This is a genomic window from Telluria sp. PB2R4 (genome assembly GCF_059685695.1).
This window is the reverse complement of sequence record NZ_JCASIC010000003.1, coordinates 246,894-261,958: the sequence shown is the minus strand read 5'-3', so window position 1 is coordinate 261,958 and position 15,065 is coordinate 246,894. Positions and strand designations below refer to the sequence as shown.

The following is a 15,065-nucleotide window of genomic DNA, read 5'->3' as shown; positions in this document are numbered from 1 at the left end:
CCAAGGGGAATCGATTGGGGGAGGTGGCTTGTTCAGTCAGTCATTCTCGTCCGCGACCAGTTTGGCCTTCTTCAACATGCGCTTGGCCTCCTGCCGTTCGCTCGAGAGCGGCTTGGCGTGGGCCCCGGCCGACCTGGCCTTGGCAAGCGCCGCGATCGGGTTGCGCGGCTTGCCGAAGGTCTGGGACGGCTCTATCCGCAGCCGCATTTTCTGCCGCGTCGCCAGTGCCTTGTTCGCCATCGCCAGTCCTCCTTCTTTCAGATAATTACAGCACGTACCTTGACAGGTCCTCGTTGACCGCGAGCGCGTCCAGCCGTGCGTTGACGTAGGCCGCGTCGATGGTCACCGTCTGCTCCTGGTTGAGGCCGGCCGTGAACGAGACTTCTTCCAGCAGCTTTTCCATCACCGTGTACAGGCGGCGTGCGCCGATGTTCTCGGTGCGCTCGTTGACCGAGAACGCGATCTCGGCCAGGCGGTGGATGCCTTCGCCGGTGAAGTCCACTGTCACGCCTTCGGTGGCGAGCAGCGCTTCGTACTGCTTGGTCAGGCTGGCGTCGGTCGAGGTCAGGATGCTCTTGAAGTCTTCGATCGACAGCGATTCCAGTTCGACGCGGATCGGGAAGCGGCCCTGCAGTTCCGGAATCAGGTCCGAAGGTTTTGATAAGTGGAACGCACCCGAGGCGATGAACAGGATGTGGTCGGTCTTGATCATGCCGTACTTGGTGTTCACCGTGGTGCCCTCGACCAGCGGCAGCAGGTCGCGCTGCACGCCGGCGCGCGAGACGTCGGCGCCGCCGTGTTCGGAACGGGTGGCGATCTTGTCGATCTCGTCCAGGAACACGATGCCGTTCTGTTCGACGTTGGCGATCGCCTTCTGCTTCAGCTCATCCTCGTTGACGAGCTTGGCGGCTTCCTCGTCGACCAGCAGCTTCATCGCCTCCTTGATCTTCATCTTGCGCGGCTTCTTGCGCGCGTTGCCGACGCCTGCGAACATCGACTTGATCTGCTCGGTCATTTCTTCCATGCCCGGCGGCGCCATGATTTCCATCTGCGGGGCCGCATCGGCCACGTCGATCTCGATTTCCCGGTCGTCCAGCGAGCCTTCGCGCAGGCGCTTGCGGAAAGTCTGGCGGGTGGTGTCGCCTTCCTTGGCGTCGACGCCGTTGCCGGTGTTGAAGCCGAAGTCGCGCGCCGGCGGCACCAGGATGTCGATGACGCGGTCTTCGGCCGCATCCTCGGCGCGCTGGCGCACCTTCTTCTGTTCGCTGGCGCGGGTCTGCTTGACGCCGATGTCGATCAGGTCGCGGATGATGGTGTCGACGTCGCGGCCGACGTAGCCGACCTCGGTAAACTTGGTCGCCTCGATCTTGATGAAGGGCGCATCGGCCAGCTTGGCCAGGCGGCGTGCGATCTCGGTCTTGCCGACGCCGGTCGGGCCGATCATCAGGATGTTTTTCGGGGTGATCTCGTGGCGCAGCGGTTCCTCGACCTGCTGGCGGCGCCAGCGGTTGCGCAGCGCGATCGCGACCGCGCGCTTGGCCTTGCCCTGGCCGACCACGTGCTTGTCCAGTTCCGAGACGATCTCGGGCGGCGTCATGTTCATGATGGGGGACTGGTTCATTCCAGGGTCTCGATGATGTGGTTCAGATTGGTGTAGATGCACAGCTCGCCCGCGATGGTAAGCGACTTCTTGACGATCTCCGCCGGGGACATCTCGGTGTTTTCAAACAGGGCCTTGGCGGCCGACTGGGCGTACACGCCGCCCGAGCCGATGGCGCCCAGGCCGTCGGTCGGCTCGAGCACGTCGCCGTTGCCGGTGATGATCAGGGTCGATTCGCGGTCGGCGACCAGCAACATGGCTTCCAGCTTGCTCAGCATGCGGTCGGTGCGCCAGTCCTTGGCCAGCTCGACCGAGGCGCGCAGCAGGTTCCCCTGGTGCTTCTCGAGCTTGGCTTCGAAGCGGTCGAGCAGGGTAAAGGCGTCGGCGGTGGCGCCGGCAAATCCGCACAGGACCTTGCCCTGGTACAGGGTACGCACCTTGCGCGCCGAGCCCTTCATGACGACGTTGCCCAGCGTGACCTGACCATCGCCGCCCAGCGCGACCTGGCTGCCGCGCCTCACACTGACGATGGTGGTGCCGTGAAATTGTTCCATTTTAAGCCTCGTGGTTGTCTAGCACCCCGCAGATGGGGTGGGTGCACAAAATTGCAAGACGAGCGCGGCCAAAAACTGTAGAGCAGGAAAACCGGTCTCAGGACCGGATTTTAGTAGCGATGCGGATAAAGACGGATCGCGCTATCGTCGTGCGCATAGCCCAGCAGGCGGAGAAGGGCGGCCACCAGGTGGTTCAGTTCGCGCAGCTCGACCCGGCGTCCCGCCTCCGACTGCAGGCGCAGCCGGCCCTGCAGCGCGGTGGCGCAGGCATAGTCCATGCGCGCCAGGCGTGCGCAATCGAGCACCAGCAGCTCGCGCTGGGCGGCATAAGCGTCGATCGCATCCAGCAGCGCACTGCAGTCGCCCAGCGCGAGCGCGGGCAGCACGAAGCGGTCGCCGGCCACCGGGGCCGCTGCGGCGGTCGAGACGTGCCGTGGCGTCTCGAACGACGGTGGCGACACCTCGAAGGTGACGCAGTAATCCATCGCCGATTCCTCGAAGTCTTTCTCGCGGTTCGACAGCAGCAGCAGTTCGAGCAGCAGCAGCCAGGGCGCTTCGCCAGCGGCGCGCTCGCCCACCGCCAGCATGGGGCGCAGCGTCGCCATCAGGGTGTCGGCGCCGGCCAGCACCAGCTCGCGCCCGGTCATGCGCAGCGATTGCAGCGCCTTCAACAGCAGGGCGCAGCCTTCGGCATCGGCGCTGCGCACCGTGCCGAGGTCGACGCGCACCAGCGGCGCCTCGGCGGCGAGCAGGCGCTGCAGCTGCGGGGCGATGCCGGCGTCGAGTGCGGGACCCAGGCTTTCGCTGGCATCCACCCCGGCCGGCCGGGGTGGGTCCTGGCTCGGGGCGAGCGGCTGCCAGGCCGGCGGCGACGTCTCGAAATGGCTGGCGTAGTCGATGGCGATGCTCTCGAAGCGGGCTTCCTGTCCGGTGGCCTGGTAGAGGTCGAAGAGCATCCACCAGGGCAGGCGCTCGGCCTGGCCGAAACCGGCCAGGCTGTCGCGCAGCAGGCTTTCGGCGGCGGCGGCCTGGCCGTTGGCGTACAGGATGGCGCTTTCCTCGACGGCCGGTGCGGTGGCCGGCACGGCGGCCTCGGGCAGCGCGTCGGCGCTGCTGTCGGCGCTGCTGTCGGCGCTCGTGTCGTGCAGCGGGGCCGCCGCCAGCGCGGCCGGACGGCGCGCCGCGCTGCCCCAGGCCGGCTCGTCGTCGAAGATGGCGGATGTCATTTCCAGCTCGATCTCGTCGATCTTGGCGGCAGTGGCGCGTGCGATGGCGCGCTGGCGCTCGCGTTCAGCTTCACTGTCGAGGCGCGACGGTTCGCCCGCGCGCAGGCGCGTGTCGACCGCGAGGAACGAAGCAGATGCGTCCTCGACCGGTGCGTCGCTCTTTTTCTTCAGGAAGGAGAACAGCCCCATGGTCCCCGGCGGATGAATGAACAGGTCAGCAACGAGCATGACGGTAGCACGGCTGCGCTTGACGTGTGCTGCGCACACGCGTCGCCAGCATGCATACCATCAGTGTATCCCACCGGAAACGAAAACAGCTGCACGACAGTGATTGCCGCGCACAAAAGAAAAAAGCATGCGCCCTGCGGTGCATGCTTTTTTCGGTGGGAGGCGGACGGGAATCAGTCGCCGTACAGCTTTTGCTTGAGTTCGCGGCGCTGCTGGGCTTCCAGCGACAGGGTCGCGGTCGGGCGGGCGATCAGGCGTGCCACGCCGATCGGTTCGCCGGTTTCGTCGCACCAGCCATATTCGCCGTTGTCGATGGCCTGCAGCGATTGCTGGACCTTCTTGAGCAACTTGCGTTCGCGGTCGCGGGTGCGCAGTTCGAGCGCGTGTTCTTCTTCGATGGTCGCGCGATCGGCAGGGTCCGGCACCAGCACGGTTTCGCGCAGGTGTTCGGTGGTCTCGCCGGCATTCTTCAGCAGTTCCTTTTCGAGCTCCTGCAGGCGGTTGCGGAAGAACGCCAGCTGTGCCGGATTCATGTAGTCGTCGTCGCTCATCGCCCGAATTTCTTCTTCCGTCAGAAGGCGTTCTTCGAGCTGCGCGGCGGTATTCGGTTTCGTTGTTTTAGTCATGATGCCTTCGATACGACAGAGGTTTTCATTTTAGCAGCAAACTCAGCATTAACACCCTGGCAACAGGTGCTCCTGCGCGAGCCGCTGCCCGGACGGCGACCGCCGTCCTTCACTGCCTGTCCTGGCCCGCATGCAACCGGCGGGTGGGACGATGCCCGGATGCGCATGGCGCCCGTCCTGCCAACTGTCGCGGCAGGTCGTCAGGCGGGCCCGGACGCGCCCGCAAAACTGATGTAGTTTATACCAAACACTGTTCGAGTCCGCTGATAAATACGTCTTTTGGTAAATTTTTACCAATAAACACCATTTTACTGCCACGGATTTCGTCTTCGCCCCACTTTGCGCCCAGGTCGCTGCCCATGATTTGATGCACGCCCTGGAACACGACCTTGCGCTCGGCGCCTTCCATGGACAGCACGCCCTTGTAGCGCAGCATCTGCGGACCGAAGACCTGCACCATGCTGCCCAGGAACTGGTCGAGCCGTTCCGGATCGAAGGCGCGCTCGCTCTTGAAGACGAAGGCGGCGATGTCGTCGGTGTGGTGGCTGTGATGGTGATCCTGGTGCGCGCATGCTTCGTCATGGACGTGGTCATGGGCGCAGTGTTCGCCGTGCTCATGGTCATGCTCATGAGCGTGATCATGGCCTTCTTCGGCGCGCAGGAAGTCCGGATCGAGTTCCAGCTTGTCGTTCAGGTTGAAGCCGCGCAGGTCCAGCACTTCCGAAATCGGCGCGCGGCCGAAGTCGCTCGTCGAGATCGGGGCGCGCGGATTGATGCGGTGCAGGCGCGAGCGCAATGCATCGACCGTGGCGGCGTCGACCAGGTCGGTCTTCGAGAGCAGGATCTTGTCGGCGAAACCGACCTGGCGCTGGGCTTCCTCGTGGCGGTCCAGCTGGTCCATCGCATGACGCGCGTCGACCACGGTCACCACGGCGTCTAGCATGTAGTTAGCGCCCACTTCTTCGTCCACGAAGAAAGTTTGTGCCACCGGGCCCGGGTTGGCCAGGCCGGTGGTCTCGATCACCACGCGATCGAAGGCGATCTCGCCGGCGGCGCGCTTCTGCGCCAGATTCGTCAGCGCGACGATCAGGTCGCCGCGCACGGTGCAGCAGATGCAGCCATTGTTCATCTCGACGATCTGCTCGCCGGTGTCGCGCACCAGGATTTCGTTGTCGATATTTTCCTGACCGAATTCGTTCTCGATGACGGCGATGCGCAGGCCGTGCTCCTCGTGCAGGATGCGGTTGAGGAGGGTGGTCTTGCCCGCACCGAGGAAGCCGGTGAGGATGGTGCTTGGGATAGGTTCCATGTTCGCTTTGCTGTCGCTTGGGTCCGCATCAGGGCGGAAGAATCGGGCGATTATGCCGGATTTCGTGCAATGTCACCATCAACCGTGCTACGTCTTGACGTAGCTCAGCATCTCGCGATCTGCCGGCCTACTTCGTCTTGGCCCGCGGATGGGCCTTGTCGTAAACAGCCGCCAGGTGCTGGAAATCGAGCGCCGTGTAGATCTGGGTCGAGGTAATGCTCGCATGCCCGAGCAGCTCCTGCACCGCGCGCAGGTCGCCCGACGATTGCAGCACGTGCGAGGCGAACGAATGGCGCAGCACGTGCGGATGAACGTGCACCGGGGTGCCCGCGCGCAGCGCATGCGCCTTCAGGCGGGTCTGCACGACGCGCGGCGTGATGCGCGTGCCGCGGTTTGACAGGAACAGCGCGGCACTGCCGTCGCGGGCGCCGGGACGCACCGCCAGCCAGGCGGACAGCGCCGTGCGCGCCGGCCCGCCGACGGGCACCCGCCGCATGCGCCGGCCCTTGCCGGTGACGACCACTTCGCCGGCCTGCAGATCGATCCAACCGAGCGACGGGGTGGGCGTGCCATGCATGCCATTGCCGCCTTCGGTATAGACCACGTCGAGACCGGCGAGTTCCGACACCCGCAGGCCGCTCGAATACAGCAGTTCGAACATGGCGCGGTCGCACAATTCGGCCGGCTCGGCGTGGCCTTTGGCATTGGCTTCCATCAACTGCACCGCGTCATCGACCGACAGGGCCTTGGGCAGCGTCTTCGGACGGCGCGGGGCGCGCACGCCGTCGACCGGGTTGGCGCCCAGCGTCACCTGGCGCGCCAGCCAGTCGTAGAAGCCGCGCCAGCCGGACAGCTTGCGCGCGATCGAGCGCGCCGACTGGCCGCCGGCGTGCAGTTTTGCGGCGAAGCGGCGGATGTCGTGGTGGGTCAGTTTCGGCCAGTCTTCGTGGCCGGCAAGCAGGGCGAGTTCCTGCAGGTCGCGCCGGTAGGCCGCGACGGTGTGCGGCGACAGCTGGCGCTGGGTGGCCAGCTCGCCCAGGTAGCGTGCGGGCCAAGCCGAGTCGAGCCGAGCCTGCGCCGCCATGGTGCTCAGCCGCGCAGCGGCGCCAGCGCGGTGCTGGCGGTGGCCGCGATGTGGACCAGGAAGTCGGTCGCCATGGTCGCGGTGAAGCGCTCATCGTCCGGGGCGCCCAGCACCAGCAGGCCGAAGGTCTTGCCGCCGGCGCCCAGCGGCATCAGGACGGTCGAGCGCACCGCGGCCGGGTCGTCGAGCCAACGCACCGCCTCGAAGTCGTTGTTCAGGCCGCAGTAGGGGGCGCGCAGGCTGGCCGCGAACAGGCGGGCATCGTCCGACACGCCGCTGGCGAACCAGGCATCCGCATGCTCGGGCGCCAGGTTCCACAGGCGCAGCGTGACCTGCGGCACCATGAATTCGGTGCGCAGCGCGTCGACCAGGTCGCGCGCCATGGCGGCGCCGCCGCTGGATGCGAGCAAGGCCTGGTTCCAGGCGTGGAAGCGGTTGGCGATCGCGTGGTTTTCCTCGGCGCGCCGGGTCAGCTCGGCCAGGCGCAGCTCGAGGATGCGGTACTTGTCGCGCATGACCTCCATCTGGCGCTCCTGCAGCGACACGGCCCGGCCGGTCAGCGGGCTCGACAGCTTCACTTCGCCCAGCAGGCCGGCGTGCACCTCGAAGAATTGCGGGTGGTCGATGAGGTATTGGGCAACGGCGTTGGCGTCCAGCGTTTCGGTGGTCATGAAATGGGCAAAGTGAGAAAAGTTCGTCCGTCATTTTACCTGACGGCTAGAAGTCGGCAGACATAAAAAAAGACGCCCCGCAGGGCGTCTTCTGGAACTGGCAGCGCTTTAGAAGCGGTGGCGAATGCCAATTTGGAGCGCGCGGCCGTCTTCGCCCGGCGACTTGGTGAAGCCACCCGGGTTGCCCGAGGTGCCCGGCGAGTACTGGGCCAGGCCGTCGTTCTTGATGAAGGACGCGACGGTGTACAGGTCGGTGCGCTTCGACAGGAAGTGGTCGTAGCCGATCGCGTACAGGTTGGCGTCGCTGTCGGTCGCGGTACGGTCGTTCTGGTGCGCGTACTGGGCCATGATGCGGCCGCTGCCTACCTTGAAGTGCACGCCGACCTGATGGCTGTTGGCGTCTTGCTGGGTGTTGGCCGAGATTGCGCGCGTGAAGATGCCGCGCAGCGCAGCCTGGGTCGCAGCCGGGATGCCCTGTGCCGCCAGGACCGGCGTCACGCCCGCGTCCCAGCCGGCGGTGTAGTCGGCGATCAGGACCGAGTTGCTGTTGCGCTGGCTGTGGAAGCCGGCGAACAGTTTCCAGGTCTCGTTCAGCTGGTAGGAACCGCCCACGGTGGTGGTGCGCAGGCTCGGACGGTTCTGCTGGTCGTAGCCGTGGTTGTAGCCGATACCGACGTCGAAGCCGTTGGCCGTATAGGTGACGGCGCCGGCGCGGAACTTGTTGTAGCGGCCCAGGTAGCCCGAGCCCTTCGGGCCGTACATCAGCGAACCGCCGATGCCGTTCGGCAGGGCGATGCGGTACTGGATGGCTTCCTGCGAGCGGATGTCTGCGCCCAGCGCGGTGAAGCCGGCGGTGCCGCCGGTCACGTGGCCCCAGGTGCCGCCGGTGCCCGATTCGAAGGTGTCGGCCTTGTTGAAGACTTCATAGCCCGGGGTGTACATGCGGCCCAGCAGGACGGCGCCCACCGGCGTGATCAGGCCGACCATCGCGGTGCGGTCGAACAGCGCGCGTTCCTGGTTGACGGCCGGGCCGCCCGGCGGCTGGATCAGGGTCTGCAGGCGCGACAGGATCGCAGGCGGGATGCCGGTCATGCCGCGCAGCAGGTAGGTGCCCGGATTGTCGTTCATCAGGGTCGGCTGCTGGGTGCCGGTGTCGAGTTCGACGCGCGCTTCGAGATTGAAGATGGCCTTGTAGCCGTTACCGAGATCCTCGGTGCCCTTGAAACCGATGCGCGAGCCGTCGGCGCCGCCGCTGTAGATCTTGGTCGGGCCGCCTTTTTGCCACATGATGCCGGCGTCGGCGATGCCGTAGATCTGCACGCTGGTCTGCGCGAAGGCCGAGGTTGCGAAACAGGTGCCGAGCAGCGCGGCCAGGATACTTTTCTTCATTGGGTCTCCAAATTATTTGCGAACGAGCGTTTAGTTACGCGCTTTGCCAATATGCCATTGCTTCCGTGCACTGTACAGGGCACGAAGGCAGGACGGGGCGGCGCCCCGGCAGGCGTTGTTTAAAAACTACAGAACAGGGGGTAAAAAAGGCGGGCATGCTTGCCCATGTCCGCCCCGGTGGAAAGACAGGCCGCGGCCTGTTTTCCAGATGGCTTAGAACGAGTGGTTCACGCCGACGTCGTAATGATTGACGGTTGACGGATTGGCGGGGGTGCCCTTCTTGCGCGATGCGTCCAGGTACAGGTAGGTGCGCTTCGACAGGCTGTATTCGTAACCGAGCGACAGCTGCTTGACCGTCTGCAGGCCGTCGGTGTCCTTCTCGCCATAACCAGCCAGGAACTTGCCTGGGCCCATCGTATAGTTCGCGCCCAGCACCCAGGCCTTGGTGTTGGCGTTGGCGAAGCGGTTGTGTTCCTGGTCCTGCTTCGAGTACAGGCCCATCAGCTTCAGTTCCGGAGTGGCGGCGAACGACGCGCCGATCGACCAGACCTTCGACTCGATGGCATTGCGCTCGTAGCCGGCCATGAAGGCCGCCGGACCGTTGTTGTAGGTGCCGGTGATCGAGAACGGGTTGGCCGACGCTTCGGCGCCCACCGGGTATTGCGGGGCTGCCGGGGTGCCGCGGCCGATGACGGCCGGGCCGCCGCCGCCTTCCTTGGTGGCGATGGCGGCGTTCAGCTGGAAGCCGCTGCTCACCGGCGAGTTGTACCAGACACCGTTCGAGAAACGGTTGCCCGAATAGCCTTGCTCGTCGAGCGGCTGCGAGTTGTAGCCGGCAACGGCGAGGTCGGTCCAGAAGCCAGCCGGGCTCGGCGAAGCGTGGAAGGGCTCGAAGGCGCCGACGGTTTCGTGGAACGGGGTCAGGCCGCGGCCGATGCGGACCATGCCGAAGTCGCCCTGCAGGCCGACGCGGGTCTGGCCCTGGAACAGCGGACGCTGGTTGCCGTTGGCGCCGACTTCCCGGGTGCCGGTGTCCGGCTCGTAACGCATTTCCAGCTGGAACAGTGCCTTGAGGCCGTTGCCAAGTTCTTCGGTGCCTTTGAAACCGAGGGTATTCGACGCGCGCTTGCCGATATTCAGGCTTTCGCCGCTGCGCTTGATGAGGCCGGCGTCGACCGTGCCGTAGATCTGGACCGAGGATTGTGCGTGCACGGTGCCGGCAGCGAATGCGCCAAGCAGTGCGATGGCCAGGACGGAGTGTTTCATGCTTGTGTTTCCTTTTTCTTTTCTCAGGTGAATCTCAGCTATCCGAGGCATGGAGGCGTAAAAAAATGCATGCCGGGTTAGCTGTACCTTAAATGCTTGACTCGTCAAGATTGTCGGGTTTGTCAATTATGAATGGCGGAGTTGGTCGAAAGCCAATAAAACCAATTGTGTTGTTGTATTTTTGAAACGCGATTCATGAGGATGTAACAAATTGCTTCAGAGATAGGTTTTGATGTGGCTAGCCGACGCGTTTGCGCCGCCTCAAGGAAGCCGGGGATTACGCCGGTGCGGGCCAGATGACGCCGTAGACTTTGCGTCAAACCGATCCCACACCAAGACAAGCAAGATGGCTAACCGCGAAGAACTGGCGATCATCCGCAACGCACGTGCCGGGCAACCCGCTGCCCAGCTCGAGCTGGGCAAGCTCTACCTGTTCGGCAGCGCCGGCTTGCCGCAGAGCTTGCCAACCGCACTGCATTGGCTCGAGCGCGCCGCCCGCCAGGATTGTCGGCAGGCCTGGCAACTGATCGGCAACCATATTCCACTGGCGCTGGCGCAAGCCAGCGCCCAGGCGCTCGCCCCCTGGTACGAGCGGGCCTACGACGATGGCAGCGTGCATGCCGGGCTCGTGTTCGCTCAACTGGTACTGGGCGATGGCAGTCCCAAGGCCGATCCGGCGGACGCGCCGGTACTGAACAAGGCGCTGCACGCGCTCGAAGACGCCGCCCGCGCAGGTTTCCCGGACGCGCAATGGCTGCTGGCGCGCCGCCGCGATGCCGCGACGGCGCGGCCGCCCGCTGCCGGTGCCGTTTCAGCGCCGGTCTCGGCCCAAAGCTGGCTGCGGCGCGCGGCCGACAGCGGCGTGGCCGAGGCCCGCTCCACCGTGCTCGACCAGGCCTGGGACGCTGGGAACTGGGACGATTACCTGGCGCGCGCGCTGCCGCTGGCGCGCGAGGTCGTGCGCTCGGCCGCCAGCCACGACGGGGTCCATCGGCTGGCGCCGGGCGACATCGCGCTCCTGTCGCGCGTGGCGCGCCTGCTCGACGAAGACGGGAAGGGGGGCGACGCCGTCCACGACGGCAGGGCGCTGGCGCCGGACGAACCGCTGTGCTTCTGGGAGCTCGCCGCGGCCGAGCACGACCGCCACGCCCAGCTGGCGCTGGGCCTGCGCTGCGCACGCATGGGTGTCGACGGCCGCCGCATCGCCGGCGGCGGCGGGGCCGCCAATTTCAAGAAGGCGATCCGCTGGCTGACCCTGGCGGGCGAGCAGGGGCTGGCCCAGGCCTGGTACGCCCTGTCGCGCATCTATATCAAGCCCGAGTTCTCGCAGCGTAACGTCGCCGATTCCCAGCGCTACCTCGAGCGCGCGGCCGAGATGGGCTACCGCGATGCCCAGCTCGAATGTGGCCACAATGCCTGGCGCGCGCGCCGCGAGAACGAGAGCAATGACGTACGCGCCGCCTACTGGTTGCAGAAGGCCGCCGCCCAGGGCAGCGCCGAGGCGCTGGCGCTGCTGCGCAAGATCGCTCCGCGCCTGGGCACGCCGCCCTATGTCGAAATCGGTAAGCTGCTGGACGGACACGAAGAAGCGCTGCACGCGCACCCGCTGCTGCATGCGCGGCTGGAGCTGGCCGCGCTGTTCAGGCTGTCGCGGGCCGAAGCGCTGCTGCTTGACGTGCCGGCCGCCGACCACGGCCATTGCCTGGTGATCGATATTCGCGCCAGCTACGGACGCAGCAAGCGCCGGCTGGTGCTGGTCGACACGGCGCAAGAACGCCATGCACTCGACCGCATTGCACGCTTGTTCGAAGGGATCGATTGCGGCCCGTCGGGACCGGAGGGAAATTATCGGCAGCGCTTGTACCGGCTGCGTACGCTGCTGGGAGCGCCTGCCAGGGGCAGCGATGAAGGCGATGCAGCCGAGATCGGCCTGGCGGCCTAGCCGGCTATCAGCATGCCGGCGGCAAGGGGCCCTTGTATGTGCCGGCTCTCTGCAGCAAGCGCCCATCCTTGCCTACCCAGTTCATCTGGCCGCCGGTCCACTGCAACTTTCCCTGGGTGACGAAACTGCGTTTCCTGGCCCTGATCGTCACGGTCAATTCACCCGAGTCGCTCAGTTGCCAGGTTCCCGGGACAAACGGCAGGCCCACCTTGCGCAAATCGTCCTGTTTCGGACCACATGGCGGGTGCAGCTCGAAACGATGGTCGGCTTTGTAGACCATCATCGCGCCCGACTTCCCTTCCTGCCAGGCGCCGATGAGGCGGTTTTCTTCAGGCGAGGCCGCGTTGGCGGTGGATGCGGCGCAGAGAAGACCGGCGGTGGCGATCCAGGTGAGGCGATTCATGGTGCTTGTCGTTCGAAGCTGCCGATGATAATGCTTAACAATATCACCCCGTCCCGCCGTCAAAGTGCGCCAAATGTCACGGCGGCCTAGAGCTCGATTTCGCCTTCGAACACGGTGACTGCCGGCCCACTGAGATAGACCGGCTGGTCCACGCCGGCCCATGCGATGCTGAGCTCACCGCCGCGCGCCGACACGCGCACCGGCGAGTCGAGCAGGCCGCGGCGGATGCCGGCCACCACCGCCGCGCAGGCGCCGGTGCCGCAGGCCAGCGTCTCGCCGGCGCCGCGTTCGAACACGCGCAGGCGGATGTGGTGGCGGTCCACCACCTGCATGAAGCCGGCGTTGACCTTCTTCGGGAAGCGCGGGTGCGTCTCGATCGCCGGGCCCATGCTCTCCACCGGCGCGGTATCGACGTTCTCCACCACCTGCACCGCGTGCGGATTGCCCATCGAGACCACCGACACGAACACGGTCTTGCCGCCCAGCGGCAGCGGCCAGGTGCTGTCTTCACCCTCGGCCCGGCCGTCCAGGCCGGCACTGTCGAACGGCACCTCGAGCGGATCCAGGCGCGGCGCGCCCATGTCCACCGTCACGCTGCCATCCGTCTCGAGTCGCGGGGCGATCATGCCCTTCATGGTCTCGACCCGGATGCTGCGCTCTGTCGACAGCCCCTTGTCGCTGACAAAGCGGGCAAAGGCGCGCGCGCCGTTGCCGCATTGCTCGACTTCGCCGCCGTCGTTGTTGAAGATGCGGTAGCGGAAGTCGCAGCCTTCGCTCACCGGCCGCTCGACCACCAGGATCTGGTCGGCGCCGATGCCGAAGCGGCGGTCGGCCAACCGGCGCCACTGTTCCGGGCTCAGGTTCACGTCCTGGTGGATCGCGTCGACGACGATGAAGTCGTTGCCGGCGCCGTGCATCTTGGTGAATTTCAGTTTCATCGCTTATTCAGTTCCGCTAATCCAAATTCAGATTGGATTAGCCCAGCTTAATTAATCGTAGAACGACGCTTCGCCCGGCGGCCGGGTCTTGAAGCGTTTATGGGTCCAGAAGTACTCGGCCGGCGCTTCGCGCACGCGCTCCTCGATGAAGGCGTTCATGCGGCGGGTCGCCTCGACCATGTCGTCGCCCGGGTAATTCTCCCACGCCGGATAGAAACGCACACGCCAGCCCTGGTAGTTCGGCAGGTAAGTGGCGACCACCGGGATCACCTTGGCGCCGGTGGTGGCCGCGATGCGGCCCAGCGCGGTAAGCGTGGCGGCCGGGATGCCGAAGAAGGGCACGAACTCGGCATCTTTCTCGCCAAAATCCATGTCCGGCAGCATGAAGTAGGGCAGGCCGTCGCGCAGCGCGCGCAGGATCGGCTTGATGCCCTCCTTGCGCGTCACCAGGCGCACCGGGCCGTAGCGCTCGCGGCCGTGGCGCAGCAGCTTGTCGAAGTCGGCGTTCTTTTGCGGCACGTACATGCTGCACACCGGGATCACGCGCGCGGCCACGCCGGCCACATCCAGGCAGACGAAGTGCGGGCACAGCAGGATGGTCGGGCCGGCTTCCATCTCGGCCTGCGGTACGCCTGGTTCGACGTGGATATAGCTGCGCACGCGCGCTTCCGGCGCCCACCACAGGATCGAACGCTCGAAGATGCTGCGCGCGTAGGCGCGGAAATGCTGCTTCGCGATCGCGTGGCGCTCGCCGTCGGATTTCTCGGGCATGCACAGGCGCAGGTTGGTCAGGGTGATGCGGCGCCGTTTGCCCATGACCCGGAACATCAGGCTGCCGACGGCTTCGCCGAGGCGGCCGAGGATGGGCAGCGGCAGGAAATGCAGCAGCCACATGATACCGAGCAGGAGCCTCATGCCGCGGCCTCGCTTTCGGGGCCGGCCACGCCGTCCGGCTGCTTGTAGCGGTTGTAGCTCCAGAAGTACTGCGCCGGGCAGCGCGCGATCAGCTGCTCCATGGCGCGGTTGATGCTGGCCGCCTGGTCCGCCGCACTGCCGGACAGCTCGCCCTCGAAGGGCACGAAGCGCACCACGTAGCCGCGGCCGTGCGCGAGGCGCTCGGCATACACCAGCAGGATATCGGCCTTGCCCAGCTGCGCCAGTTTTGCAGGCAGGGTCATGGTGTAGGCGGAGCGGCCGAACCACGGCGCCCACACGCCTTCGCCTTCCTGCGGCACCTGGTCGGGCAGCAGGCCGATCGGTTCGCCGCTCTTGAGGGTCTTGGCCAGGATGCGCACGCCGGACAGCGTGGCCGGCGCCAGCTTGAGGTTGTGGCGCGCGCGCGCCCCTTCGACCAGGGGTTTCAGGGCGCTCTTGCGCGGCGGGCGGTACATGACGGTCAGCGCCGTCTGCAGGGCGATCTGCTGCGCCGTCATTTCGAAGCAGCCCAGGTGCGGGGTCAGGAACACGATGCCGCGGCCGGCATCCAGGCGCTGCTGCACCAGTTCCCAGTTTTCCACGCTGGCGTGGCGGGCGACGCGCTGCGGGTCGGCGCACCAGACAAAAGCGAGTTCGATGATGGCCTTGCCGGCTTCGGCGACGGCCGCGTTCAGGTGCGCCTCATAGCCGGCCTGGGCCAGGTTGGCGCGCAGGCGCCGGCGATACGATCCGGATGACAAATAGACGAGCCAGCCGAGGGCTGCGCCAAGGGCATGCAAAAACGGCAATGGAAATACCGATAATGCACGGAATAAAGAAACTAACATGCGATTGACCAGGGTTGAAGAGAGCAGGGCTTGGTAGAGCAAAATTCTCAAAGGAAGCGTAAAATA

General features: G+C 65.7%; 15 protein-coding genes. 1 reads left to right on the top strand and 14 read right to left on the bottom strand.

Annotation, left to right across the window (positions count from 1 at the left end; translation table 11 throughout):
- Positions 1–36 precede the first annotated feature (36 nt).
- The 10 genes from AC56LU_RS07285 to AC56LU_RS07240 form a co-directional block, all read right to left on the bottom strand.
- A complete protein-coding gene (locus AC56LU_RS07285; RefSeq protein ID WP_497174921.1) occupies positions 37–240 on the bottom strand; it encodes a hypothetical protein in 204 nt (67 codons plus the stop codon).
- Between the two features lie 25 nt (positions 241–265).
- Positions 266–1,603, bottom strand: coding sequence for an ATP-dependent protease ATPase subunit HslU (hslU, locus tag AC56LU_RS07280; protein ID WP_497175132.1), 1,338 nt, complete (start codon positions 1,601–1,603; stop codon positions 266–268).
- A 14-nt stretch (positions 1,604–1,617) separates the two neighbouring features.
- Entirely contained in the window at positions 1,618–2,154 is a 537-nt protein-coding gene (hslV, locus tag AC56LU_RS07275) for an ATP-dependent protease subunit HslV (RefSeq protein WP_497174920.1), read from the bottom strand.
- A 110-nt stretch (positions 2,155–2,264) separates the two neighbouring features.
- Positions 2,265–3,608, bottom strand: coding sequence for an STAS domain-containing protein (locus AC56LU_RS07270; protein ID WP_497174919.1), 1,344 nt, complete (start codon positions 3,606–3,608; stop codon positions 2,265–2,267).
- A 173-nt stretch (positions 3,609–3,781) separates the two neighbouring features.
- Positions 3,782–4,234 carry an RNA polymerase-binding protein DksA gene (gene dksA, locus AC56LU_RS07265; protein ID WP_497174918.1) on the bottom strand — a complete coding sequence of 151 codons (453 nt, stop codon included), beginning with the start codon at positions 4,232–4,234 and terminating at the stop codon, positions 3,782–3,784.
- Between the two features lie 238 nt (positions 4,235–4,472).
- Complete coding sequence (locus tag AC56LU_RS07260; RefSeq protein ID WP_497174917.1) at positions 4,473–5,543, bottom strand: CobW family GTP-binding protein; 1,071 nt, start codon at positions 5,541–5,543, stop codon at positions 4,473–4,475.
- A gap of 127 nt (positions 5,544–5,670) precedes the next feature.
- The gene (gene xerC / locus AC56LU_RS07255) at positions 5,671–6,627 is read right to left on the bottom strand and encodes a tyrosine recombinase XerC (RefSeq protein WP_497174916.1); all 957 of its coding nucleotides are present in this window, start codon (positions 6,625–6,627) and stop codon (positions 5,671–5,673) included.
- 5 nt (positions 6,628–6,632) lie between these two features.
- On the bottom strand, positions 6,633–7,298 hold the full coding sequence (locus tag AC56LU_RS07250) for a DUF484 family protein (protein WP_497174915.1): 666 nt from the start codon (positions 7,296–7,298) through the stop codon (positions 6,633–6,635).
- Positions 7,299–7,406: 108 nt separating this feature from the next.
- Entirely contained in the window at positions 7,407–8,687 is a 1,281-nt protein-coding gene (locus AC56LU_RS07245) for a porin (protein ID WP_497174914.1), read from the bottom strand.
- Between the two features lie 213 nt (positions 8,688–8,900).
- Positions 8,901–9,953: a porin gene (locus tag AC56LU_RS07240; RefSeq protein WP_497174913.1), complete on the bottom strand. Its 1,053-nt coding sequence runs from the start codon at positions 9,951–9,953 to the stop codon at positions 8,901–8,903.
- Positions 9,954–10,299: 346 nt separating this feature from the next.
- On the opposite strand from AC56LU_RS07240, the gene AC56LU_RS07235 reads away from it, so the two are divergent.
- Entirely contained in the window at positions 10,300–11,895 is a 1,596-nt protein-coding gene (locus tag AC56LU_RS07235; RefSeq protein WP_497174912.1) for a tetratricopeptide repeat protein, read from the top strand.
- A 7-nt stretch (positions 11,896–11,902) separates the two neighbouring features.
- Here the strand turns inward: AC56LU_RS07235 and AC56LU_RS07230 are convergent, their stop codons facing one another.
- From AC56LU_RS07230 to AC56LU_RS07215, 4 genes are all read right to left on the bottom strand, one after another.
- On the bottom strand, positions 11,903–12,298 hold the full coding sequence (locus AC56LU_RS07230) for a hypothetical protein (RefSeq protein ID WP_497174911.1): 396 nt from the start codon (positions 12,296–12,298) through the stop codon (positions 11,903–11,905).
- Between the two features lie 86 nt (positions 12,299–12,384).
- Entirely contained in the window at positions 12,385–13,236 is an 852-nt protein-coding gene (dapF, locus tag AC56LU_RS07225; protein WP_497174910.1) for a diaminopimelate epimerase, read from the bottom strand.
- Positions 13,237–13,287: 51 nt separating this feature from the next.
- The gene (locus tag AC56LU_RS07220) at positions 13,288–14,151 is read right to left on the bottom strand and encodes an LpxL/LpxP family acyltransferase (RefSeq protein ID WP_497174909.1); all 864 of its coding nucleotides are present in this window, start codon (positions 14,149–14,151) and stop codon (positions 13,288–13,290) included.
- On the bottom strand, positions 14,148–14,999 hold the full coding sequence (locus AC56LU_RS07215; RefSeq protein WP_497174908.1) for a lysophospholipid acyltransferase family protein: 852 nt from the start codon (positions 14,997–14,999) through the stop codon (positions 14,148–14,150). The genes AC56LU_RS07220 and AC56LU_RS07215 overlap by 4 nt, the downstream gene beginning before the upstream one ends.
- Positions 15,000–15,065: the final 66 nt, after the last annotated feature.